The sequence below is a fragment of the Streptomyces canus genome (assembly GCF_041435015.1).
Classification (GTDB): domain Bacteria; phylum Actinomycetota; class Actinomycetes; order Streptomycetales; family Streptomycetaceae; genus Streptomyces; species Streptomyces canus_G.
This window is the reverse complement of the sequence record NZ_CP107989.1, coordinates 9,151,000-9,173,464: the sequence shown is the minus strand read 5'-3', so window position 1 is coordinate 9,173,464 and position 22,465 is coordinate 9,151,000. Positions and strand designations below refer to the sequence as shown.

21 protein-coding genes are annotated in these 22,465 nt (G+C 72.6%); 11 read left to right on the top strand and 10 right to left on the bottom strand.

The features are described from left to right. The first annotated feature begins 86 nt into the window (after positions 1-86). Positions 87-2,522: a right-handed parallel beta-helix repeat-containing protein gene (locus OG841_RS41695; RefSeq protein ID WP_328636625.1), complete on the top strand. Its 2,436-nt coding sequence runs from the start codon at positions 87-89 to the stop codon at positions 2,520-2,522. Here OG841_RS41695 and OG841_RS41690 read toward each other — a convergent pair. Then, a complete protein-coding gene (locus OG841_RS41690; RefSeq protein ID WP_371570982.1) occupies positions 2,492-4,810 on the bottom strand; it encodes a hypothetical protein in 2,319 nt (772 codons plus the stop codon). The genes OG841_RS41695 and OG841_RS41690 overlap by 31 nt on opposite strands. Positions 4,811-5,123: 313 nt before the next feature. On the opposite strand from OG841_RS41690, the gene OG841_RS41685 reads away from it, so the two are divergent. Together OG841_RS41685 and OG841_RS41680 are read left to right on the top strand one after the other, a co-directional pair. Then, positions 5,124-5,954, top strand: coding sequence for a DeoR/GlpR family DNA-binding transcription regulator (locus OG841_RS41685; protein WP_328636626.1), 831 nt, complete (start codon positions 5,124-5,126; stop codon positions 5,952-5,954). A 51-nt stretch (positions 5,955-6,005) separates the two neighbouring features. Further along, a complete protein-coding gene (locus tag OG841_RS41680; RefSeq protein ID WP_328636627.1) occupies positions 6,006-6,485 on the top strand; it encodes an SRPBCC family protein in 480 nt (159 codons plus the stop codon). 433 nt (positions 6,486-6,918) lie between these two features. Here the strand turns inward: OG841_RS41680 and OG841_RS41675 are convergent, their stop codons facing one another. Continuing rightward, a complete protein-coding gene (locus OG841_RS41675; protein WP_328636628.1) occupies positions 6,919-8,064 on the bottom strand; it encodes a PLP-dependent cysteine synthase family protein in 1,146 nt (381 codons plus the stop codon). 347 nt (positions 8,065-8,411) lie between these two features. Between OG841_RS41675 and OG841_RS41670 the strand changes: the two genes are divergently transcribed. Next, a complete protein-coding gene (locus OG841_RS41670) occupies positions 8,412-8,735 on the top strand; it encodes a hypothetical protein (RefSeq protein WP_057617772.1) in 324 nt (107 codons plus the stop codon). A 186-nt stretch (positions 8,736-8,921) separates the two neighbouring features. Then, positions 8,922-9,443: an ATP-binding protein gene (locus OG841_RS41665; RefSeq protein WP_280855777.1), complete on the top strand. Its 522-nt coding sequence runs from the start codon at positions 8,922-8,924 to the stop codon at positions 9,441-9,443. A gap of 337 nt (positions 9,444-9,780) precedes the next feature. Here OG841_RS41665 and OG841_RS41660 read toward each other — a convergent pair whose 3' ends face one another. The 3 genes from OG841_RS41660 to OG841_RS41650 are packed head-to-tail and all read right to left on the bottom strand — an operon-like array spanning position 9,781 to position 13,387. After that, complete coding sequence (locus OG841_RS41660; protein WP_371569595.1) at positions 9,781-12,342, bottom strand: ABC transporter permease; 2,562 nt, start codon at positions 12,340-12,342, stop codon at positions 9,781-9,783. Continuing rightward, positions 12,339-13,097, bottom strand: coding sequence for an ABC transporter ATP-binding protein (locus OG841_RS41655; protein WP_311718732.1), 759 nt, complete (start codon positions 13,095-13,097; stop codon positions 12,339-12,341). Before OG841_RS41655 ends, OG841_RS41660 begins: the two co-directional genes overlap by 4 nt. Continuing rightward, a complete protein-coding gene (locus tag OG841_RS41650) occupies positions 13,094-13,387 on the bottom strand; it encodes an SHOCT domain-containing protein (RefSeq protein ID WP_371569591.1) in 294 nt (97 codons plus the stop codon). Before OG841_RS41650 ends, OG841_RS41655 begins: the two co-directional genes overlap by 4 nt. Positions 13,388-13,542: 155 nt before the next feature. On the opposite strand from OG841_RS41650, the gene OG841_RS41645 reads away from it, so the two are divergent. From OG841_RS41645 to OG841_RS41630, 4 genes are read left to right on the top strand one after another with little or no spacing between them, the layout of a single operon-like run. Further along, positions 13,543-14,106 carry a TetR/AcrR family transcriptional regulator gene (locus OG841_RS41645; protein ID WP_328636631.1) on the top strand — a complete coding sequence of 188 codons (564 nt, stop codon included), beginning with the start codon at positions 13,543-13,545 and terminating at the stop codon, positions 14,104-14,106. 14 nt (positions 14,107-14,120) lie between these two features. Further along, positions 14,121-14,516 carry a (R)-mandelonitrile lyase gene (locus OG841_RS41640; RefSeq protein ID WP_328636632.1) on the top strand — a complete coding sequence of 132 codons (396 nt, stop codon included), beginning with the start codon at positions 14,121-14,123 and terminating at the stop codon, positions 14,514-14,516. Positions 14,517-14,527: 11 nt separating this feature from the next. Then, the gene (locus OG841_RS41635; RefSeq protein WP_328636633.1) at positions 14,528-15,112 is read left to right on the top strand and encodes a DUF4865 family protein; all 585 of its coding nucleotides are present in this window, start codon (positions 14,528-14,530) and stop codon (positions 15,110-15,112) included. After that, positions 15,106-16,029 carry a phosphotriesterase family protein gene (locus OG841_RS41630; protein WP_371569587.1) on the top strand — a complete coding sequence of 308 codons (924 nt, stop codon included), beginning with the start codon at positions 15,106-15,108 and terminating at the stop codon, positions 16,027-16,029. The genes OG841_RS41635 and OG841_RS41630 overlap by 7 nt, the downstream gene beginning before the upstream one ends. A gap of 6 nt (positions 16,030-16,035) precedes the next feature. On the opposite strand, the gene OG841_RS41625 is transcribed toward OG841_RS41630, so the two are convergent. Then, positions 16,036-16,563, bottom strand: coding sequence for an SMI1/KNR4 family protein (locus tag OG841_RS41625; RefSeq protein WP_371569584.1), 528 nt, complete (start codon positions 16,561-16,563; stop codon positions 16,036-16,038). A 35-nt stretch (positions 16,564-16,598) separates the two neighbouring features. Next, the gene (locus OG841_RS41620) at positions 16,599-18,068 is read right to left on the bottom strand and encodes a ketol-acid reductoisomerase (RefSeq protein ID WP_371569581.1); all 1,470 of its coding nucleotides are present in this window, start codon (positions 18,066-18,068) and stop codon (positions 16,599-16,601) included. Between the two features lie 85 nt (positions 18,069-18,153). Here OG841_RS41620 and ilvY point away from each other — a divergent pair, with 85 nt between their 5' ends. Both ilvY and OG841_RS41610 read left to right on the top strand, forming a co-directional pair. Beyond that, the gene (gene ilvY, locus OG841_RS41615) at positions 18,154-19,023 is read left to right on the top strand and encodes an HTH-type transcriptional activator IlvY (protein WP_328636637.1); all 870 of its coding nucleotides are present in this window, start codon (positions 18,154-18,156) and stop codon (positions 19,021-19,023) included. A 31-nt stretch (positions 19,024-19,054) separates the two neighbouring features. After that, a complete protein-coding gene (locus OG841_RS41610; protein ID WP_328636638.1) occupies positions 19,055-20,026 on the top strand; it encodes an NAD-dependent epimerase/dehydratase family protein in 972 nt (323 codons plus the stop codon). A 14-nt stretch (positions 20,027-20,040) separates the two neighbouring features. Here OG841_RS41610 and OG841_RS41605 read toward each other — a convergent pair whose 3' ends face one another. The 3 genes from OG841_RS41605 to OG841_RS41595 are packed head-to-tail and all read right to left on the bottom strand — an operon-like array spanning position 20,041 to position 22,451. Continuing rightward, entirely contained in the window at positions 20,041-20,490 is a 450-nt protein-coding gene (locus tag OG841_RS41605; RefSeq protein ID WP_328636639.1) for an RpiB/LacA/LacB family sugar-phosphate isomerase, read from the bottom strand. A 1-nt stretch (position 20,491) separates the two neighbouring features. Further along, positions 20,492-21,214 carry an NUDIX hydrolase gene (locus OG841_RS41600; protein ID WP_371569576.1) on the bottom strand — a complete coding sequence of 241 codons (723 nt, stop codon included), beginning with the start codon at positions 21,212-21,214 and terminating at the stop codon, positions 20,492-20,494. Next, entirely contained in the window at positions 21,207-22,451 is a 1,245-nt protein-coding gene (locus tag OG841_RS41595) for an ROK family protein (RefSeq protein ID WP_328636641.1), read from the bottom strand. Before OG841_RS41595 ends, OG841_RS41600 begins: the two co-directional genes overlap by 8 nt. Positions 22,452-22,465: the final 14 nt, after the last annotated feature.

Genomic DNA, 22,465 nt, shown 5'->3' with positions numbered 1-22,465 from the left:
CCGCCCGCACGCACGCTACGGTGGACCGGCCGAGGTTCCTCGGCAGCACAAACCCGCGTACGTCGAGGTGGGGGCACAGCAACGCCATGGCACAGGGCACGGTCCAGGTGACGCACACCGGTACATCGCGGTGGCGGCGCCGCACGGGTGAGTACGCGTCCCTCGCCGCTGCCCTGGAGGCCGCGGCCGACGGCGACGTGCTCACGGTCGCGCCCGGCACCTACCGGGAGAACCTCGTCCTTCAGCGGGCGGTGACCCTGCGCGGCCCCGAAGGCTCGCCCGGTTCCGTGCGCATCGCGCCCCTGGACGGAGTGCCGTTGACCGTCCGCGCCTCCGCCGTCGTGCAGGATCTGCACGTGGAGGGCCAGGACGCCGCCGCGCCCGCCCTGCTCGTCGAGGAGGGCACGCCGGAGCTCGCCGACATCCGCGTCGTCACCCGGTCCGCGGCCGGCATCGAGGTCCGCGGCGGTGCCCGCCCGACCGTGCGGCGCTGCACCGTCGACAACCCGGCCGGTATCGGCATCGCCGTACTGGACGGCGCGGGCGGGGTCTTCGAGGAGTGCGAGATCGTGGCGGCCGGTCAGTCCGGCATCGCGGTGCGCGGCGGCGCCCACCCCCGCCTGGAGCGCTGCCGGGTCCACCACACCTCCGGCGCGGGACTGGCGGCCACCGGCGAGAACTCCGCGCTGGAGGCCGTGGGTTGCGAGGTCTACGAGGTCCGCGGCAGCGGCGTGCAGATCACCGGCCGGGCCACCGCCCACCTCACCGACTGCGATGTGCACCGCACCACCGCCGACGGCGTCACGCTCGACACCGACGCGGTGCTGACCCTCGCCGACTGCCGTATCCACGACATCCCGGAGAACGCGGTCGACCTGCGCTCCCGCTCGGTGCTCACCCTGACCCGCACGACGGTCCGTCAGTTCGGGCGCAACGGCCTGTCGGTGTGGGATCCGGGCACCCGCGTGGACGCCAACCAGTGCGAGATCTTCGACAGCACCGGCGACTACCCGGCCGTCTGGGTCAGCGACGGCGCCACCGCCGTACTGGACTCCTGCCGGGTGCACGACGTGCCGGACGCCCTGTTCGTCCTGGACCGCGGCTCCCGCGCGGACGTCGTCGACAGCGACATCTCCCAGGTCCGCAACACGGCCGTGTCGGTGAGCGACGGCGCCACCGCGCAGCTCGACGACTGCCGGATCCGGGACGCGGCGACCGGCGCCTGGTTCCGCGACCACGGCAGCGGCGGTACCCTCAACAACTGCACCGTGGACGCCACCCAGACCGGCGTGATCGTCACCAAGGGCGCCGACCCGACGATCGAGCGCTGCACGGTCGACTCCCCCGCCGAGGCCGGCTTCTACGTGTCGGCGGGCGGCCGCGGCAGCTTCCTGAACTGCCGGGTGACGGGCAGCGGCGGGTACGGCTTCCATGTGATAGACGGCTGCCGTACGACGCTCAAGAAGTGCCGTACCGAGCGCTGCGCGCGCGGGGGCTACGAGTTCGCGGACGCCCCGGACGCGGCCGCCGGCGCGGGTCCGGTCGTCGAGGACTGCACCAGCGACGAGAGCGGGAGCCTGACCCCGCCCGCGGCCCGCGAGACCGCCGTACAGACCGAGTCCCGCTCGACCGGCCTGCTGGGTGCGATCCCGGGGCAGCGGATCACCGAGCAGGAGCCGCTGGTCGTCCCCGCGGAGCCGGAGAAGCCCGCACGCACCTCGAAGGCCGTTCTCGGCGAACTCGACGCGCTGGTGGGCCTGGACAGCGTCAAGCGCGAGGTGCGAGCGCTCACCGACATGATCGAGGTGGGCCGGCGCCGCCAGCAGGCGGGCCTCAAGGCCGCGTCCGTCAAGCGCCACCTGGTCTTCACCGGCTCCCCCGGCACCGGCAAGACCACGGTCGCCCGGCTCTACGGCGAGATCCTCGCCTCCCTCGGTGTCCTGGAGAAGGGCCATCTCGTCGAGGTGTCCCGCGTCGACCTGGTCGGCGAGCACATCGGTTCCACCGCGATCCGCACCCAGGAGGCCTTCGACAAGGCGCGCGGTGGAGTGCTGTTCATCGACGAGGCGTACGCGCTGTCGCCGGAGGACTCGGGCCGGGACTTCGGCAAGGAGGCCATCGACACGCTGGTGAAGCTGATGGAGGACCACCGGGACGCGGTCGTGGTGATCGTCGCGGGCTACACCGCCGAGATGGAGCGGTTCCTGTCGGTCAACCCGGGTGTGGCCTCCCGCTTCTCACGGACCATCACCTTCAGCGACTACAACCCCGAGGAACTCCTCAGCATCGTGGAGCAGCAGGCCGAGGAGCACGAGTACCGGCTGGCGGCGGGTGCCGCGGAGGCTCTGCTGAAGTACTTCACGGTGCTGCCGAAGGGGCCCGCCTTCGGTAACGGCCGTACCGCGCGCCAGACCTTCGAGGCGATGGTGGAGCGGCACGCGAGCCGGGTCGCCCAGGTGGACGACCCGACCACGGACGACCTGACCCTCCTCTACGCCGAGGATCTGCCCGAGTCGTCCTGAGACCGCGGGCCAGGTACGTCCGGCTGGAGCCGGCCCAGTAGTCTCGCCCGCTCCTCGGCGAAGACCGGGTCCGCCTGGTAGTCGGAGTGGCCCAGGATCTGCGCGGGCAGCGGGTGCAGATCGGTACGGCCGTAGGCGAGCGGGTCCTTCAGGGGTTCCCGGTCCACCTCGGGGCCGCAGTCGCCGGGCAGCCGGACCGGGCCGCCGATGGGGTCGGTGAGCCGGTAGAGGTTGCGCCAGCAGTCCACGTCGTGGTGCAGCGCGGTGAGCGCGGCCGGACCGAAGTGGGCCGGGAACCAGCGGCCGTAGAGGCGCTCCAGCGGGGAGCCGTAGGTCAGCAGGGCGACCCGCTTGCGGACGGCCGGCTCCAGCTGCCAGGCAGCGGCGGCCGCGAGCACGCTCCCCTGGGAGTGGCCGGAGATGACCAGTCGGCCGCGCGTGGCCCGGGTCCACGTCGCGATCCGCCAGGTCAGGTCCGGTACGGCGCGCTCGGCGTAACAGGGCGGGGCGAAGGGGTGGGCGGCGCGCGGCCAGAAGGTGCCCACGTCCCAGAGGATGCCGATGGTCCGGCGCGCGGAGGGGTCCTTGTAGGCGCGGCGGCCCCAGGTGACGAACAGGATGAAGCCGAGTCCGATCAGCCAGGAGCCGAGGGCCTGCGCGGTCTCCGCGGCGCTCTCGACGAAGGCGTACGCCCCCTCGGCGGCCTTGCCGGGTGTCTTGTGGGAGGTCAGGGCGCCCACGAGCGCTCCGGCGCCGAGGAGCAGGGTGCTGGCCGATGTCACCCCGATCAGCCGGGGCCCCCGGTCCGTCAGCGCCGCCATCGCGCGGGTGCGGGCGATACGGCGGGTCCGTGCCGCGTCCTTGGGCTCTGCGGGGTACTCGCTCTCCACCGTGCCCAGTTGGGCCCGACCGGAGCGCCAGGTACGCCGGCCGAGCCAGGCGCAGTGCCCCAGCAGCACGAGGAGGACCAGCGGAATCACGGAGGCCTGCCAGGTCAGCAGGACCGGCGGCCCGAGGATGGTCGCGCCGGTGCCGTCCAGCCAGTCCGCCACGCGCTGCGACACGCCGCCGGACATCACACCGCCGAGGGCGCAGGCCAGCATCGCCACGGCGGGTCCGCCGAGGCCCCGCATCGCGGCGCGCGGGTCGGGATGCGTGCGGTACAGCACGTGAGCGACGGCGGCCAGGGCGATGATCAGCAGGCCCTGCACGAAGGCGATGCCGCCGAAGGTGGCGTCCCCCGACAGCCTGCCGTGCGACTCCCATCCGGGCCGCGCCCACCCGGCGTACACCGCGGCGAGGGCGAGCAGGACGAGCGCGGCGAGCGGCAGGCGTCGTACTAGGTGCTGGTCGAGCTGCCGGTCGAGATACCTCTCGCTGCGGCCGCGGCGGCACACCACCCAGACGACGGCGACCCCACCGGTGACGAGACCGGTCTCCAGGACCCGGCCGAGCGTGTCGAGCAGTGCGGGGCCGCCCGGTTCGCGGTCGAAGCGGGCCGCCGTCGAGCTGACCGCCGCGGCGATCGTCAGCAGGCCCGCAGCGGTGTGCGCGGCCCGCAGGCGGGCGACCAGGCGGCGGCCGTACCAGAAGCCGGGCCGGCCGAGCGCGGTGCGGCCGTTGTCCTCCTCCGGATCGCCCTCGCGGGACATGGGCTGTTGGGACTCGTAGGCGCTCCAGGTGCGGTGGGACAGGTACCAGAGGAGGCCGGTGAGCGCGGCCGGGACCAGGGCCGCGACGGCGAGGCGGCGGCCCGGCCTGCTCCACCAGCCGCCGTCCGACACCTCGGGCGACAGAAAGCCCAGCCAGGAGTGCGACTCGGCACACGCGCGTGTGCCCGCGCACTGCCAGGCGGCGAGGTCCAGGGCGACCTCGCAGGCCGCGGCGACCAGCAGAACGGTCAGGGTCAGGGCGGCGAGTCGTACCAGGAGGCCGTAGAGGCGCACCGTCCTTTTGCGGCCGCGCGCGGTGGGGCGCATCCAGTGGGCGAGGTTGACCACCATGAACGGCAGCAACAGCAGCCACAGGGCGCGGGTGCCGTTGCCGGAGGTGAGGTTGCACCAGACGTAGGCCTCGGGCACCGGGCCGGTGCGGCCGTCGCGCTGTCCCTCCTCGGCGTCGACGTCGTCGGCGCGCCGGAAGACGGCCGCGATGTCGTCGCCGGTGATCCGCACCGTGCGCGGATCGTCGAGCATCTTCTCCGGCGTGGTGCCGCCCACTCCGTGGACCAGGAGCTCCAGGGCGGTTCCGGATTCTTCGGGCCGGGCGGCCGAGCCGTCGCCGCCCATGGTCGTGACACGTTCCACTGTTGTCGCACTTCCCCCGTGACGCGCTGTCGGCATCTGTCCGTGCGGACACCAGGATCTCCGGTCTGCGCGGTGCGCACACCCCTCGTCACGGAATCTCCCCGATCCGGGTGACGGCCGGAGCCCGGGTGTCACCCCGGTGGCAGGAGCGCGACGGTGCGGTCGGTGGCACTCCCGGCCGGGGCCCGTGCGAGTATGGGACGTCCCGCGCACCAGGGTCGGGCAAAATGTGCTCGTGGGAGAGGGTGCGCAGGGCATGTCGGACGGCCCCAGGCGAAAGGACCGGAGAGCGTACGTGAGTGAGAATCAGAACCTCCTCGCGGAGCAGCGGCGCGCCCTGATCCTGGACGAGGTCCGGCGCCGAGGCGGAGTGCGTGTCAACGAGCTGACCCGCAAGCTCGGCGTGTCGGACATGACGGTACGGCGTGATCTGGACGCGCTGGCCCGCCAGGGTGTACTGGAGAAGGTGCACGGCGGCGCCGTCCCGGTGGTCGAGGCGAGCACCCACGAGCCGGGCTTCGAGGCGAAGTCGGGTCTGGAGCTGACCGCCAAGGAGGACATCGCGCGGTCGGCGGCGGAACTGGTCGCCCCGGGTACCGCGATCGCGCTGTCGGGCGGTACGACGACGTACGCGCTGGCCCACCATCTGCTCGATGTGCCCGATCTGACCGTCGTGACGAACTCGGTGCGGGTCGCCGATGTGTTCCACGCGGCGCAGCGCACCACGGGCCCCCGTCAGGGCGCGGCGACCGTCGTACTGACCGGCGGTGTGCGCACCCCGTCCGACTCGCTGGTGGGGCCGGTGGCCGACCAGGCGATCGGGGCGCTCCACTTCGATGTGCTCTTCCTCGGTGTGCACGGCATATCGGTCGAGGCCGGACTGTCGACGCCGAACCTCGCGGAGGCGGAGACCAACCGGCGTCTCGTGCAGTCGGCGCGGCGGGTCGTGGTGGTCGCCGACCACACCAAGTGGGGCACGGTGGGCCTGAGTTCGTTCGCCTCGCTGGAGCAGGTCGACACGCTGGTCACGGACGCGGGGCTGCCGGCCGGGGCGCGCGCGGAGGTCTCCGAGCATCTGCGGCGGCTGGTCGTGGCCGGTGAGTCCGATGACGGTGCAGACAGCTGACTGAGCGTCAGTTAGGGTGACACTTCCCGTTCGAGGCCAGGGGGTGTGTCCATGGTTCACCAACTGCGTGAGGTGGGGCTCGACTTCATCGGGACCGCGCCGGTACGGCTGGTGTTCGCCCAGCAGATGTCCGCCCCGCCGGAGGCCGTTCACCGGGCGCTCGCCGAGGACGTACCGGGCTGGGAGGAATGGTTCTCCGCGGTGACGCTGGCCCGCTCGACCGGGGACGGCTCGACCCGGGAGATCCACCTCAAGGGCGGCGGGCGCTTCCAGGAGACGGTTCTCGCGGCGAAGGCCCCCGAGCTGTACGCCTACCGGGTCGACGTGGCCAACGCTCCCGGTGCCCGCGCCATCGCCGAGGAGTGGCGGCTCACTCCCGCCGGGGCGGGCACCCATGTGCGCTGGACGTTCGCCGTGGACGGCACGGCGGCGTTCCGCGTCGTCGCCAGGCTCGGGCGCGCGGGGCTGGGGCGGGCCTTCCGGGACGCGGTCCGGACCCTGGACCGGCGGCTCGCGGCGCAGGGGTCCTAGTCGGGGCGTCCTCCAGGGACCCTGGGTGCCCCAAGGCTTGTCCCGTTCCCCACCGGGGACACCGCTCGGTCTGCCTGTCTCGCTGCACAGCATGGTGATCGACGCCCGCGACCTGCCCGCCCTGGCACGGTTCTGGGCCGGGGTGCTGCGCCGGCGGATCCTGTCCGAGCGGGAGCGGAGGTCGTGGTCGGGCCGGACGATGGCGCGGCGGTGGGCATCTGCTTCATGCCGGTGACGGACCGCAAGATCGTCAAGAACCGCCTGCACCTCGATCCGACGCCGGGCACGGAGACCGGGCCGAGACCGAACGCACCCTCGCCTCCGGCGCCCGATGCGAGGGCGTCGGACAGAGCGGTGACACGTCGTGGACCGGGCCGGCCGATCCGGGGGGCAACGAGGTCTGCGGGTCAGCCCGACGCGCACCCCACCGGCACTAGGACGGGCCGGGCGAGACCTGGCCGGGCCAGACCCCCGTCTCCAGCAGCGCGGCGATCGCCGCCGTGTACGGCTCGATGTCCAGGCCCTGCTCGGCCAGCCACGCGTCCGAGTAGTACTTGTCCAGGTACCGGTCGCCAGGGTCACAGAGCAGGGTGACGACGCTCCCCCGGCGTCCTTCGGCCACCATCTCGGCGATGATCTTCAGCGCGCTCCACAGTCCGGTGCCGGTCGAGCCGCCCGCCCTGCGGCCGATGGTCCGCTCCAGGGCTCGGACTGCGGCGACGCTGGCCGCGTCGGGGACCTTCATCATGCGGTCGATCGCCCCGGGCACGAAGCTCGGCTCCATGCGCGGCCGGCCGATGCCCTCGATGCGCGAGCCGCAGTCACATGTGACGTCCGGATCGCCGGTGGTCCAGCCCTCGAAGAAACAGGAGTTCTCCGGATCGGCCACACAGATGCGGGTGTCGTGCTGCATGTAGTGGACGTACCGGGCGATGGTCGCCGAGGTGCCTCCGGTGCCGGCCGTGGCGACGATCCACGCGGGCTCCGGGAAACGCTCCCACTCCAGTTGGCGGAAGATGGATTCGGCGATGTTGTTGTTGCCGCGCCAGTCCGTGGCCCGTTCCGCGTAGGTGAACTGGTCCATGTAGTGGCCGCCGGTCTCCACCGCGAGGCGGGCGGACTCCTCGTACATCGTGCGCGGGTCGTCGACGAAGTGGCACCGGCCGCCGTGGAACTCGATGAGGCGGATCTTCTCGGCGCTCGTCGTGCGCGGCATGACCGCGATGAAGGGCACGCCGATCAGCTTCGCGAAGTACGCCTCGGACACGGCCGTGGAGCCGCTGGACGCCTCGATCACCGGGCGGCCCGGCCGGATCCAGCCATTGCACAGGCCGTAGAGGAAGAGCGAACGGGCGAGCCGGTGCTTGAGGCTGCCGGTCGGGTGGGTCGACTCGTCCTTGAGGTACAGGTCGATGCCCCACATCTCCGGGAGCGGGAAGCGCAGAAGATGTGTGTCGGCCGAGCGGTTGGCATCGGCCTGGACCTTGCGGACGGCTTCTTTCAGCCAGCCGCGATAGGCGGTGTCACTGCGGTCGATATCGAGGGTGTCGCCGGTCCGGGTCTGCTGAGGGGTGCTCACGGCGGGGCTCCTAACACTTCGCGCCGACGGCGCGTCGCGCGGCCGATGGTTCGATCATAGACACCTTCCGCACGCTTCTCACCTGCATAAACACACCTTTGAGCGCCCCAAAGACACCCCTGGGGTCACAACGGAACGTGCCACGGGGGCGCATTCGGACGAGTGCTCCGGGCGCCCCCGGCGAGATGTCATGCGCACTGGTGCTGGACGCCCGTGGCGGGCAGACTGCACCGGACGGGACGGATGTCTCGCACGGGGGCGCACACTGGATCACGACAGGAGCCGGCTCTCGGCCCACGCGGGAGCGACGGGCCGGCACACCGACGCTCACAAGGGGGCGGGGCGGCATGGCGGAGCCGGAGTTCACGGCTACGGGCGTGCGGATCGGGAAGAGGTTGCGCTCACTCACCCGGGCCGGTCAGGTCCGGATCAACGACGGCCGACTGGAACTGCTCACCAGTTACGGCAGCGAGATCGACAGCGCACCCGTGCAGGCGGTGCGCGCCTCCAAGCCCTGGTTCGCGGCGGACGACCGGGCCCTCGCGGACCTCAACGGCAACCGGTATCTGCTGACCCTGGGCGATCACGACCCTGCTCCCGGCGAACCGGGGCCGCCCGCCGCACGCCGGTTCATCGAGGCGGTACGCAGGGCTGCGGGCCGTAGCGGCTGAGTCACCGCGAGTTGCGGTATCTCGCCTCCTGCGTCACGCTGATCTCACATCACTCTGGGTTAACCGGCGATCACGCTGCGAACCAGCCCGCCGGGCACGACAGCAGGCGGCCGTTTTCACGCAGGCACCTGCTGGATCGATCCGAACTCCGTGTTCTTCCGGACCTCACGTCGGGGAGTCGCAGCCGTGATCAGTTATCCGAGCAGGCACTGCACGGTGGAGCTTCAAGCCCTGCCGTCGCGGATCGGCCAGGTCCGCAGAATCCTTTCCGCGCAGTTGCGCTACTGGCATATGGATCCCCTCATAGACCGGGCCGTGCTCGGTGTGACGGAGCTTTTGACCAACGTCCACCGCCATGCCCAGCCCGACAAGACGTGCACCGTGGAGATCGAGCTGCTGCTCGACCGGCTCACGGTCTCGGTGCACGACCACGACCCGCGTCTGCCGGTCGTGGCCGACATCAAGGACACCGAGCCGCTCGCCACGTGCGGGCGAGGGCTCGCGATGGTCGCCGCGGTCAGCGAGAGCTGGGGTGTCCGGCCGGACGGCGAGTCGGGGAAGGCCGTGTGGTTCACATTGCCGACGCCCTCCGCCGCACGGCCGCAGCGGCGCACCGTCCTTGACAAGACCGCGCTCAGGTACGCCGAGGTGCGGGTCGACGGCCGCAGGCCCGAACACGCTCCCGCCCGGTCCGCCGTTGCCGGCTGACCGGGCGGTGACGACTCCTCCTTTCGCTCGTTCGCCCGCGAGGTGCTTTCAGCCGGTGCCGGGACGACGGCCGCGCTCAGCCCCTCGGGCCCCCGCGCGTTCGTCGTCCCGGCACCGGCGCGCCCCTCCGGCTCGCCCGCCGCCGATGCGCCGGGCATGGGTGGGCCCTTGCCCGTCACTCGGTGGCGATCGCCCGCAGGACGTCCAGACGGGCCGCGCGCCGAGCCGGGCGCAGGCCTCGGGACCCCACGCGTTCGCCGTCCCGGCACCGGCGCGCCCCTCCTGCTCACTCACGGTCGACGCGCCCTTGCAGTGCGCGTGGCTGAGACGTTGCCCGTCACTCGGTGGCGATCGCCCGCAGGACGTCCAGACGGGCCGCGCGCCGAGCCGGGCGCAGGCCTGCGAGGGCTCCCGCGGCGAGGCCCACCAGGGCCACCACCGCGAGTTGCAGGGGTGGCATCGCGAAGACGAAGGCGCTGTCGCTCGCACCGTCCGAGGCCTTGACCAGGACCCAGCCGAGGAAGGCGCCGAGGGCGAGTCCGCCGGCCGTGCCGAACGCGGCTACCAGGACCGACTCCCAGCGGACCATCGCGCGAAGCTGTGAGCGGGTCTGGCCCACGGCCCTCAGCAGACCCAGTTCCCGGGTGCGCTCGTGGATCGCCAGGGTCAGCGTGTTGGCGATGCCCAATAGAGCGATGAGGACCGCGAGGGCGAGCAGCGCGTAGACCAGGGTGAGCATCATGTCGATGCCAGCCGCCGAGGACTGCGCGTACTCGTCGCGGGTCTGCACCTCGGGATCGCCGTACCGCGCCGCCACCTTCTCCACCGCCGCCTTGCCCGCGCCGGTGCTCACGCCGTCCTTGAAGGAGACCGCGACGAGCGTGTCGGAGTCCTGCGTGCGGTGCGGGGCCCAGGCCGCGCGGGTGATGACGTAGTCCCCCGCCAGCTCGGACTGCCCGTAGACCGCGCGGACCGTGAAGGTGTCCTTCATGCCGTCGGTGAAGGTGAGCCGGGCCTTGTCGCCGGTCGTGAGGCCCTGCTTCTCCGCTTCCTTCTCGGTGATGGCGATGCCGTCGGTGCCGAGGTCGCTCAGGGAGCCCCGGACCTTGCCGAGGTCGAAGGTGCGCTCCAGTGCGAGCGGGTCGGTGACGGTCAACGCGCGCCCCTTGCCGTCGACTTCGGCGACACCGCGACCGAGGCCCACCGCCGTGTCCACCTCGGGCAGTTGCTGGACCGCTCCGGCGAGCCGCGGGCTGAGACCGCTGCCGCCCGCGCCGAACGAGGGGGTGCTGACGGCGACATCGCCCGCGAACGACCGGGACACCGTCTGGTCCATGGTGGCCTTCAGGGACGCTCCGAACACCGTGAACAGGCAGACCACGGACACGCCGATCATCAGCGCGCTCGCGGTGGCGGCCGTTCGCCTGGGGCTGCGCAGGGCGTTGCGCCGGGCGAGGGAGCCCGTGACCCCGCGGAGCCGGTCGAGGGGGACACCGATGACCCGTACGGCTGTCGTGGAGGCGACCGGGCCGAGGACCACGAAGGCGGCCAGGGCCGTTACGGCACCGGCTCCCGCGAGCCAGAGGGACGGCGAGACCAGGACGCCGGTGAGCGTCACGGCCACCGCGAGTGCCGCCAGCCCCCCGCCGATGACCGCTCGGACACGGGATGCGCCCGAATGGTCGACGGCCGTCTCGCGCAGCGCGGCGAGCGGTGCGGTGCGGCCCGCGCGTACGGCGGGCAGCAGCGCGGAACCCAGGCAGACGATGATGCCGACCACCAGCGGCAGCACCATGGACAGCGCACTGACCACCAAGTCGCCCTCGGGGAAGGGGAATCCGATCGCCGGGAACAGTGCCTGGAGCCCGGCGGCGATGCCGATGCCGCCCGCGAGGCCCGCGGCCGACGCGGTCACCGCGACCACGCTCGCCTCGGTCAGGGTGGACGCCGTGACCTGACGGCGGGAGGCACCAAGAGCCCGCAACAGGGCGTTCTCGCGGGTGCGTTGGGCCACGACGATCGCGAAGGTGTTGTGGATGGAGAAGGTGGCGACCAGGAGGGCCACGCCCGAGAAGACCAGCAGGAAGGTCGTGAAGATGTCCAGGAACTGGCTGGAGATCATATCGGTGTTCTCTTCGGTCGACTCCTGACCGGTGATCGCCTCGACACCCCTGGGCAGCACGGGAGTCAACCGGTCGACGAGCTCCTGCTGACCGACGCCCGGACCCGCCCGCACCTGGATGCTCGACGCCTCCCCGGGCCCGGCCGTGAGGTACTTCTCGGCGTCGGACAGCGTCATGCCGGTGAAGGTCACCTGGGCCATGCCGTCCTCGCCGCCGAAGGTCGCGAGGCCGACGATCGTCACCTCGACGGGGTCGGGTGTACGCAGGATCGTCGTGTCGCCGATCCTCAGATCGCCCCGCTCGGCGGTGCCGCGGTTGACGACGACCTCTCCGGACCTCTTCGGTGGACGGCCTTCGGCGAATCGGTACGGGTTGAGCTCGGGGTCGTCGATCCAGTTGCCGGCCACGGTGGGTGGGCCCTGGCCGCCGATGGGCTTGCCGTCGGCGCCGATCAACTGGCCCGCCCCCTGGATGTCGGGGACGGCCGCCGCGACACCGGGGACCTGCTCGACGGTCCTGACCAGATCGGTGTCGACCGGCTCGCGCACCCCCTGGCTCTCCCCCGGCGTGGTGATGGCCTCGGCGCTGCGGACCACGGCGTCGGTGCCGCTGGTCGCGTTGCCGAACATGGTGTCGAAGCCGGCGCGGAGCGTGTCGCCCATGACGAGCGTCCCGGCGAGGAACGCCACGCCGAGGAACACCGCGAGGAAGGTCCCCGCGAAGCGCCGCTTGTGGGCGCGCAGGGAGGACATGCTCAGCCGTACGGAGGCGTTCATGAGGGCACCTCGAAGGCCTTCAGGCGGTCCAGGACCCGGTCGGCGGTGGGGGATTCCATACGGTCCACCAGGCGCCCGTCGGCGAGGAAGACGACCTCGTCGGCGTGGGCGGCGGCGACCGGGTCGTGGGTGACCATGACGACCGTGCGGGCCGTCCGGCGCACGGTCCTGCCGAGGAGGCCGAGGACCTCGCCGCCGGAGCGGGAGTCGAGGTTCCCGGTGGGCTCGTCGGCGAAGACGACGTCCGGCCGGCCGGCGAACGCCCGGGCCACGGCGACGCGTTGCTGCTGTCCGCCGGACAGCTCGGCCGGCCGGTGCCGGAGCCGGTCGCGCAGGCCGACGACCTCGATCAGCGCGTCGATCCACTCCGGGTCGCCCTTGCCTCCCGCGAGGTCCAGCGGCAGCCTGATGTTCTCCTCGACGGTCAGCGTCGGCACCAGGTTGAACGCCTGGAAGACGAAGCCGACGCGGTCCCGGCGCAGCAGGGTCAGGCGGCGGTCGTCGAGCGAGCCGAGGTCCGTGTCGCCGATGTAGGAGGCGCCCTCGGTGAGCGTGTCGAGGCCGGCCGCGCAGTGCATGAGGGTGGACTTGCCGGAGCCCGAGGGCCCCATGATCGCGGTGAAGCGGCCGGCCGGAAAGTCGACGCTCACCCCGTCCAGGGCCCGCACCCCGGTGTCGCCGCTGCCGTACACCTTCACGGCGTCGACCACCCGGGCGGCCGGCAGCGTCCTCGTCGAGGCGGTCGTGGCGGTCATGCCGCACCGCCCTTGCCCGCCGTACGGCCGAACTGCTCGTCCAGGACGGACAGCCGGCGCCAGTACTCGTCCTCGTCGATCTCGCCCGAGGCGAAGCGGCGGCCGAGCATGGCGATCGGTGAGTCGCCGGAGGGGGCGGCGTCGGCCATGGGGCGCCACGGTCCGCGGTGGCCGCGCCGGACGGTGCGGCGCAGGACGGTGACGACGCCGAGCACGACGGCCGCCCAGATCAGCGGGAAGAAGAGGATCCACGGGCCGGGGCCGCCGTCCCAGTGCGCGAGTGTCTGCATCTCGAGTCATCTCCTTGGTGGGTCTTGTCGTGATGACTCGAGACTGGCTCCGGAGAGGGGGCCGGGTCGTCGTACGGACAGCGGCAGTGCGGATACCTCCTGGGGAGTACGAGACGGCCTCGACTTCTGTAACTACTAGTATGTACAGTGAGCGCATGAGCACTTCGGACCGACTGATCGAGTCCACCCGTGAGCTCCTGTGGGAGCGCGGCTATGTGGGGACCAGCCCCAAGGCGATCCTGGAGCGTGCGGGGGCCGGACAGGGCAGCATGTACCACCACTTCAAGGGCAAGCCCGACCTGGCCCTGGCCGCGATCCGGCGGACCGCCGAGGACTTGCGGACTACCGCGGAGGGAGTACTCGGCGGGCCCGGCACGCCGTACGAGCGCATCGAGGCGTATCTGCGGCGTGAGCGGGACGTGTTGCGCGGTTGCCCGATCGGCCGGCTCACGATGGACCCGGACGTCATCGCCAGCGACGAATTGCGCGCGCCCGTCGACGAGACGATCGACTGGATCCGTGAGCGCATCGCCGGGATCGTCGAAGAGGGTAAGGAACAGGGCCAGTTCGCGTCCTCGCTGGACGGCGAGGAGATCGCGGCGACCGTTCTCGCGACGGTCCAGGGCGGCTATGTCCTCGCCCGCGCGTCCGGCTCGCCCGCCGCGTTCGACACGGGCGTACGGGGTCTGCTCTCCCTGCTCACACCACCGTCCTCGTAAGGGAGTCGACCCACGTGCAGATCACCCGACAGCGCCCGGAGAGCCGGCAGGGTCCGGCCGAGAACTTCACGGGGACGGTGTGGCTCGACGAGATCGCCGCGCCCGCCTCGCCGTCCCGGCTGCGGATGTTCAACGTCCATTTCGCGCCCGGCGCGCACACCGCGTGGCACCGCCATCCGCACGGCCAGGTGCTGCATGTCCTGGAGGGCGAGGGGCTGGTGCAGCGCAGGGGCGGTGCCGTCGAGCCGGTCCGCGCGGGTGACACGGTGTGGATCGAGCCGGGCGAGTGGCACTGGCACGGGGCCGGGCCACGCACCTTCATGACCCATCTCGCGGTCGTCGAGGCCGCCGAGAACGGCACGACCGCCGACTGGGGCGCGCACGTCGCCCCCGAGGACCACTCCGCCTGAGGAGGCATCCGATGCACGCCATGCAGTACGAGCTCACCCTGCCCGCCGACTACGACATGGCCGTCATCCGCGCCCGGGTGGCCCGGATCGGGCATCTGCTGGACGACTGGGAGGGGCTCGGCTTCAAGACGTACCTGATCCGCGAGCGCGGGGTGAACGGCTCGCCCGTCCACCAGTACGCCCCCTTCTACCTCTGGGACACCGTGGAGGGCATGAACAGCTTCCTCTGGGGAGGTGCCTTCCAGGGGCTCAGCAACGACTTCGGGCGGCCGTCGGTGCGGCAGTGGACAGGTCTGTCGTACGAGGAGGGCGGCGCCGTCGGCACCCCCGCCAGGGCGGCGGTCCGCAGGCGTCAACCGGTGCCCGAGGGCGTGGAGTTGGCGGAGGTGATGGGGGAAGCGGTGGAGGAGACGGAGCGGCTGGCCGGGGAGGACGGCGCGCTGTTCGCGGCGGCCGCCGTGGACACGGCCCGCTGGGAACTCGTGCACTTCTCTCTCTGGGCGCACGAAGCGCCGAAGGCGGACGGTGATCTGTTCGAGGTACTGCACGTGTCGGCGCCGGGACGGGAGCGGCTGCCGCGGGGGCGTCAGTGGTGAGCGCGGTCGCGGTCCGTACGGTGGCGGGGGACGTCCCCGCCGAGGAGCTCGGCGTGTGCGACGCGCACGACCACCTGTTCTTCGCCAGCCCCCAACTGCCGGGGCAGGAGCTGCGGAGCGTCTCGGCGGCGCGGGCCGAGCTGACGGCGTTCGCCGAGCAGGGCGGTGGCGCCGTGGTGCAGTGGACGCCGTACGGGCTGGGGCGTCGGGCCGACGAACTGCCGGCGCTGTCACGGGAGACCGGGGTGCGGATCGTCGCCGCGACCGGGCTGCACCAGGCGGTCCACTACGACGACGCCACGCTCGCCGGATTGCGCGGCCGGCTGGCCGACGTGTTCGTCACCGAACTGACGGAGGGCATCGGGCCGTCGGGGGCCCGAGCGGGGCTGATCAAGGTGGCGGGCGGCTTCCACGCGCTGGACGCGCACGCCCGCTGGACGATGACCGCGGCGGCCGAGGCGCATCACGCGACGGGGGCGCCGATCGCCGTCCACCTGGAGCTGGGGACCGGTGCGCTGGACGTACTGGAGCTGCTGTGCGGGGAGTTGGGGGTGCCGCCGCAGCGAGTGATCCTCGGGCATCTCAACCGCTCCCCCGACTTCACGGTGCACCGCCAGGCCGCGGCGTCGGGCTGCTACCTCGCCTTCGACGGACCCTCGCGCGCCCACCACGCCACGGACTGGCGCATGCCCGACGCGATGCGGGAGCTCGCGGACGCGGGGCACGGCGACCGGCTGCTGCTCGGCGGCGACACCACGACCGCGGCGGCCCGCTCGGTCAACGGCGGCCCGGGGATGCCGTATCTGTTGCGCCGGGTGCGGCCGCGCCTCACGGCCGAACTGGGTGAGGAACCGGTGCTTCGCATCCTCACCGACAACCCGGGTCGAGCCCTGGCCGTGGCGTGGAGCCAGCCATGACGCCGCTCACCGGCAGAGCGCGTCGATGTCCTCGGAGAAGGTCGGGAACTCCGCCTGGGCGGTGGTGACGATGTCCCGGGTGGTGCGGCGCGGGGTGGTCGCGTGGCGTTCGGCGAGTGCGGTCAGCGTCGCGCTCGGACGGCCCTCGTACTGCTCGAAATCCACGACCTCCAAAGGCCCGAGGCCATCGGCGAGCACCCACAGGAAGTCGGACAGGCTTGCCGCCACCACACCGCGCTCGCCCTCCGAGCCCAGGAACACCACGGGCTGCTCGACGAGGGGGCGCCCCGGCCGCACGCACCACAGGGCGGCGAGGCCACCGGTGCCGTCCTGCCCGAAGACGCGGTAGGCGTCGCCGTCCAGTTGGTGGTTGCCGGTCCAGTGGCGCAGCCAGTCGGTCGTCTCCTCGGCGGAGTCGAAGGCGTCGTACGGCTCGAAGTCGACGCCCTCGCCGTCGTCGTAGTCGAACTCCACGCGGGCCACGTCGGCCAGGGCGGGCGGAAAGGCGCGGTCGCCCTCAGTCGTCTCGATCATGCGCAGCAGGCTAATCGCCGCCACTGACAACGGCCCTACGCCACCGAGATGTCCACCGAGGGCCGCAGTTGCGCCGCCGCGGCCAGCGCCTCGTGCGCGGGGTGCCTCGCGAAGGCCGCCACCAGGCTATCGTCCGCCGGGAGTTCGGCAGCCGGGTAGGCGATCTGCTCGTAGGCGGCCTGGAACCGCGGCCCCCAGCGGCGGGCGCCGAGGCGGGCCGTGCGGGAGCAGTTGTCGACCATGTGGGCCACGTCACGGGCGTGCATGTAGGGCAGGAGGGAGTCGACGGCCTCGATGACGGACTCGTTGACGATCTCGGACCAGGGGTGGCCGCGCTCGGCGAACTCGTCGATCTGGGCGACCATGGTGGCGACGAAGACCCCGGCGGTGAACGGCTCGACGGGCAGTGCGCGTTCGCCCCGCAGCGCCCGCACCTTCTCACCGGCGCCCCACATGGGCGAACCGCCGATCTCGCTCATCGGCCGTGCCCCGAGCCGGCGTTCGGCCAGGATCACGCTGCGCAGCTCGGTGCCGTCGGCGACCTCGTCGTAGATCTCCGCGACGATCTCGCGAGCGGGCCCGTACGTCGCCGTGTACGCCCGGTCGAAGACCTCCCGGCCGGACGGGGAGAGGCCGTCGCGGACCGCCCGCAGGCCCGCGTGCGAGAGGGTGCGGGCGATCGGCCCGGTGACGTTCTCGCAGGACCTCTCGTACGCCGTCACCTCGTCGTCCCCGGCCAGGCGGTACCGCGTGTACAGCGTCTCGACGATGCCGTGCACGGCGCCGAGCAGGATCGCGCGCTCGCCGACGATGTCCGAGAGGTACTCGCTCTCCAGCGTGGTCCGGAAGGTGTACGGCGATCCGAGCGCCACCGACCAGCCGAGCGCGAGGTCGACCGCCCGGCCGTCGGGGTCGGCGTGCACGGCGAAACTGCTGTTGATGCCGGCGCCGTTGACATCGGCGCCCTGCTGGTAGAGACGCCGCACGGAGTCGCCCATGCCCTTGGGGCACACGGCGATCACGGGGTGCCCGGCCGGGAACTCGCCGCCGGTCTCCCGGAGATGGCCGAGCAGGAAGCCGTGCGAGAGTCCGATGGCCGCGCCGGGCTTCAGCACCGCGAAGATCTCCCGGTGGTGGGCGGCGAGCGCCGCGTCCGCGATCAGCAGCACGACCAGGTCGCTGTCGGCGGCGACCGCGAGCCAGTCGCCGAGCGTGCCGTCCTCCTCGGTGAAGCCGTGGGTGCGCGCGTCGGCGGCCGAGCGGGAGCCGGGACGCAGGCCCACGGCCACCCGGATGTCGGTGTCGGCGAGGGAGTCGCGCAGGTTGAGCGCCTGGGCGCGGCCCTGCGGGCCCCAGCCGAGCACACCGATGCGGCGGACCCCGGCGAAGGCCTGGGGCAGCAGCGGGAACAGGTGCCGGCCCCCGCGCAGCACGGTCTCCGTGCCGCCGGGGACGTCCATGGTTTCGAGGGTGAAGACGCCGGAGGTGTACGTGGTGGAGGTCATGGTGGAGTTGTAGGCTCCGGCCGAGCATTGCAGCAAGCGCAACTTTTGCAGCGCACTGTTGCGTGAACTGAAAGGCCGAGGTCACATGGACGATCACCGGGAACTGCGTCTCTTTCTGCACCTCGCGCAGACGCTGAACTTCGGCCGGACCAGCCTCGACTGCCATGTCAGTCCGGCCACGCTGACCAGGACCGTGCAGCGGCTGGAGGCGGACCTCGGGCATCGGCTGTTCGACCGCGGCCCGCGCGGGGTGTCGCTGACCGCGCAAGGGCACCGCTTCCGCGCCTACGCCGTCCAGGCCCTGGAGTTGTGGCGCGCCTACCGCGAGGAGCACCCGGACCCGGCCGAACTGACCGGCCACCTCGCGGTGTTCGCGACGGTGACCGCCTGCCAGGCCCTGCTGCCCGACCTGTTGGCGCCGTTCCGCGCGGCCCATCCCCAGGTACGGCTGGACCTGCGCACGGGTGACGCGGCGGCCGCCCTGGCCCGCCTCGACGAGGGCGAGGTGGACGTGGCCGTGGCCGTGGCGGGGATCCCGGCGCGGCTGCCGGAAGGGCTGGTGAGCCGGACGGTGGCGGTGACCGACCTGGTCCTCGTCACCGCGCGGGACCGTCCGGACCCGGACCTGGACGGGCCCTTCGTCCTCCCCCACCGCGGGCTCGTCCGCGAGGCGGCCGACCGCTGGTTCCGCGCCCGGGGCACGGTCCCCGACGTGGCCTGCGAGCCCGACGGTCACGAAGGACTGCTGACGCTGGTCGCCCTGGGCTGCGGCACGGGCGTGGTCCCCCGCCTCGTACTGGAACACAGCGCGGTGCGCGAACGGCTGTCGGAGGTACCCGCCGATCCGCGGCCCGAACACTTCGCGATCGGTCTGTGCGTTCGGCGGTCCGATCTGCGCCGACCGCTGGTGGCGGCGCTGTGGAGCCTGACGGTGCCGCCGGATACTCCTACCTGACACTGACCTGCTCGACACTGATGGGAAACGTATGCGAGTCGTCGTCATCGGCGGAAGCGGCCACATCGGCACCTTCCTCGTCCCCCGCCTGGTGCGGGCCGGCCATGAAGTGATCAACATCAGCCGTGGCACCCGCACGGCCTACACCGAGGCTCCCGAGTGGCAGCAGGTCCGCCACGTCGTCGCCGACCGGCAGCAGGAGGACGGCGAGGGCACCTTCGGTGACCGGGTGGCAGGCCTGGCACCGGACATCGTGATCGACCTGGTCTGCTTCACCCTGGAGGCGGCCACCGCGCTGGTCGAGCGGCTGCGCGGCCAGGTCGGGCACCTGCTGCACTGCGGCACCGTGTGGCGTTTCGGCCCCAGCGACAAGCTGCCGATCTCCGAGACCACGGGCACCGCGCCCATCGGGGAATACGGCATCCAGAAGGACCGGATCGCCCGGATGCTGAAGGAGGAGACCGCTTCCGGGGGTCTGGTGACCACGTCCCTGCACCCCGGGCACATCGTCGGTCCGGGCTGGCACCCGATCGGTCCGCTGGGAAACCTCGACCCCGCGGTCTGGTACGCCCTCTCGGCCGGAGAGCCGCTGCCGATCCCGGGGATCGGGGTCGAGCTGATGCACCATGTGCACGCCGACGATGTCGCCCAGGCCTTCGAACGGGCGGTCGAGCACCAGGACGCGGCGGCGGGAGAGGACTTCAACGTCGTCGCCCCCACCGCACTGAACGTCCGCGGGTACGCCCGCATCGCGGCCGGCTGGTTCGGTCGGACCGCGTCGCTGGAGCCGGTGACCTGGGAACAGTTCCGCCGGACCACGGCCCCGGAGCACGCCGAGGCGAGCTGGGAGCACCTCTACCGCAGTCAATACCTCACCATCGAGAAGGCCAGGACCCTCCTGGGCTACGCGCCGCGCTACGAACCGGAGGCGGCCGTACTGGAGTCGGTGCGATGGCTGATCGACCACGGCGAGCTGAAGGTGGCCGGCCCGCTCGGCGTCTGACCGGGCGCGCGCTTCTAGGCCCGGCCGGCGTCCAGGCGTCCCACCCGGGCCACGTTCTCCCGGTCCTCGGCGTCCTCGCTCGGCTCGGCGGTGAACCAGGCGTCGAGGATCTCCTTGAGGAGTGGCCCGGAGGTGAGGCGGAGGCTGAGGGCCAGGACGTTGGCGTCGTTCCAGCGGCGGGCGCCGTCCGCCGTGTAGGCGTCCGTGCACAGGGCGGCCCGTACGCCCGGGACCTTGTTCGCGGCGAGGGAGGCGCCGGTGCCGGTCCAGCAGCACACGACGGCCTGGTCGGCCGTCCCCGCGGCCACCTCGCGGGCCGCGGCCTCGGAGCAGACGGCCCACTGCGGGTCGGCGCCGGGGCTCAGGGCGCCGTACGCGACCACGTCGTGGCCCCGCGCGCGCAGTTCGTCGACGAGGGTGCGCGCGACGGGTTCGTCCATGTCCGAGGAGACGGAGATCCGCATGTCACGAGCCTACTCGGCGGCTCGCCCAACGGACGACGGGATCCAGGTAGCCCACGTGCGGGCCGACGAGGTCGGGCAGTTCGGCCGGTGAGCCGACGAGGGCGATCCGGTCGAACTCCGATGCGCGTCCCCGTGCCGTCTCCGCGGCCACCAGCGCCGTGAAGCTCTCCTGCAGGAAGGACGCGGGCAACGGCGGCGCCAGGTAGTGGACACCGACCTGACCGTCCCCGCCGTGCGTCACCAGACACCGGATGAGGCCCGAGGCCGGGACGTCGACGCCCGTTTCCTCGGCCAGCTCCACGGCCGCGTGGCGGCGCAGGGCGGGCTCGTCCAGGGGCTCGTCGCCGGTGGGCGGTTCCACCGATCCGCCGGGGAACTGCCAGCGGCCGGGCGCGGCGGTGGACGAGGACATACGGCCCACCAGCACGCGTCCGTCGTCCGCCGGCTGCACCACGCTGACGAAGAGGGACCGCAGGGCGGTGGCACCCGGGACGCGGCGCAGCGCGAAGTACCGATAGGTCACCCGGGACCAGGAGACGAGGAGGGCGTCCGGTGCCTCCCGGGAAAGCTCCGCGCACACCGCCACCGGGCCGTCGAAGAGGGCCGGGTTGGCCAGGACGGCCTCGCCCCACTCGCGCTCCATGGCCGTCCGCACCTCGGCCGGGACCACCGGGGGCGCCACCTCGACCAGCCGGAGTCCCCCAACCTCCAGCAGATCAGCCACGGGTCAGCGCCGCCAGCGGATCGTCCAGCACCGGCTGCCACGCCAACTCGGCCGCGCCGACCAGGCTGTTGTGGTCGAGGGTGCAGGCCAGGATGGGAACGCCGCCGCTCTGCCCCCACAGGCTGCGATCGGCGACGACGGCGCGCAGACGCGCGGGGTCGGCGTCCAGCAGGGTGCGGTGGAGGCCGCCGAGGATGATGCGGTCCGGGTTGAGGATGTTCACCAGGCCCGCGAGACCGAGGCCCAGGCGGTCGATGAGGGCCTCGGCGGCGGTGCGGACGGCGGGATCGTCGTAGTGGTGCCGGACGAGGTCGTTGGCCTGCTGGAGCAGGGAGAGCTCGGGGCCGGGGGCGAGTCCCGCCGCCGTGAGGAACGCCAGCGGGTCCGCCTCGACGTCCAGACAGCCCCGGCTGCCGCAGTGGCAGGGGCGGCCCTCGGGGTTCACGGTGAGGTGGCCGACTTCCAGGGCCAGGCCCGAACTCCCTGTGTGCAGACGCCCGTCGAGCACCAGCGCGCCGCCCACGCCCCGGTGTCCGGTCGCCACACACAGCAGGTCCCGGGCGCCGCGGCCCGCGCCGTGCCGGTGCTCGGCGAGCGCGGCGAGGTTGACGTCGTTGGCCGCGAAGGCCGGTCCGGTGATGCCTGCGGCCCGCACGCACTCGTCGAAGATCCGGCGGACGGGGGCGCCCGCGGGCCAGGCGAGGTGCAGGGGGTTGAGGGCGAGGCCGTCGGGTTCGGCGACCGCGGACGGCACGGCGAGTCCGGCGCCGACGCAGCGTCTGCCGGTGGTGCGCAGCAGGTCGGCGCCCGCCTCTACGACGGAGCTGAGGACCTTCGCCGGGTCGGCGTCGACCGTCTCGCAGCCGGGGGCGGTGGCGACGATACGACCGCCCAGACCGACCAGGGCGGCCCGGAAACCGTCGGCGTGGACCTGCGCGGCCAGCACGACGGGACCGTCCTCGGCGACCGCGAGGCGATGCGAGGGCCGGCCCTGCGAACCGGCGGCCGCGGTGGGCCTGGCGTCCACGCGGATCAGCCCGAGCGCCTCCAGCTCGGCGGCGACCGCGCCGGCCGTCGCCCGGGTCACCCCGAGTTCGGCGGTGAGCACGGCCCGGGTGGGCGCGCGACCGGTGTGCACGAGCTCCAACGCGGGCCCGAGCGCACCGCGCCCCCGGTCCAGCCGCGCCCTCGAGGTGGTTCCTTCCCCCGCCGGCCGGGGGTCCGCCTTGCCGCTCATGAGGGCGAGTCTCC

Excerpts from the sequence above, each read along its gene's own strand:
- OG841_RS41695 (WP_328636625.1), top strand. The coding sequence starts at position 87 with ATGGCACAGGGCACGGTCCAGGTGACGCACACCGGTACATCGCGGTGG.
- OG841_RS41690 (WP_371570982.1), bottom strand. The coding sequence starts at position 4,810 with ATGGGCGGCGACGGCTCGGCCGCCCGGCCCGAAGAATCCGGAACCGCC.
- OG841_RS41680 (WP_328636627.1), top strand. The coding sequence starts at position 6,006 with ATGGTTCACCAACTGCGTGAGGTGGGGCTCGACTTCATCGGGACCGCG.
- OG841_RS41670 (WP_057617772.1), top strand. The coding sequence starts at position 8,412 with ATGGCGGAGCCGGAGTTCACGGCTACGGGCGTGCGGATCGGGAAGAGG.
- OG841_RS41660 (WP_371569595.1), bottom strand. The coding sequence starts at position 12,342 with ATGAACGCCTCCGTACGGCTGAGCATGTCCTCCCTGCGCGCCCACAAG.
- OG841_RS41655 (WP_311718732.1), bottom strand. The coding sequence starts at position 13,097 with ATGACCGCCACGACCGCCTCGACGAGGACGCTGCCGGCCGCCCGGGTG.
- OG841_RS41650 (WP_371569591.1), bottom strand. The coding sequence starts at position 13,387 with ATGCAGACACTCGCGCACTGGGACGGCGGCCCCGGCCCGTGGATCCTC.
- OG841_RS41645 (WP_328636631.1), top strand. The coding sequence starts at position 13,543 with ATGAGCACTTCGGACCGACTGATCGAGTCCACCCGTGAGCTCCTGTGG.
- OG841_RS41635 (WP_328636633.1), top strand. The coding sequence starts at position 14,528 with ATGCACGCCATGCAGTACGAGCTCACCCTGCCCGCCGACTACGACATG.
- OG841_RS41625 (WP_371569584.1), bottom strand. The coding sequence starts at position 16,563 with ATGATCGAGACGACTGAGGGCGACCGCGCCTTTCCGCCCGCCCTGGCC.
- OG841_RS41620 (WP_371569581.1), bottom strand. The coding sequence starts at position 18,068 with ATGACCTCCACCACGTACACCTCCGGCGTCTTCACCCTCGAAACCATG.
- ilvY (WP_328636637.1), top strand. The coding sequence starts at position 18,154 with ATGGACGATCACCGGGAACTGCGTCTCTTTCTGCACCTCGCGCAGACG.
- OG841_RS41610 (WP_328636638.1), top strand. The coding sequence starts at position 19,055 with ATGCGAGTCGTCGTCATCGGCGGAAGCGGCCACATCGGCACCTTCCTC.
- OG841_RS41605 (WP_328636639.1), bottom strand. The coding sequence starts at position 20,490 with ATGCGGATCTCCGTCTCCTCGGACATGGACGAACCCGTCGCGCGCACC.
- OG841_RS41595 (WP_328636641.1), bottom strand. The coding sequence starts at position 22,451 with ATGAGCGGCAAGGCGGACCCCCGGCCGGCGGGGGAAGGAACCACCTCG.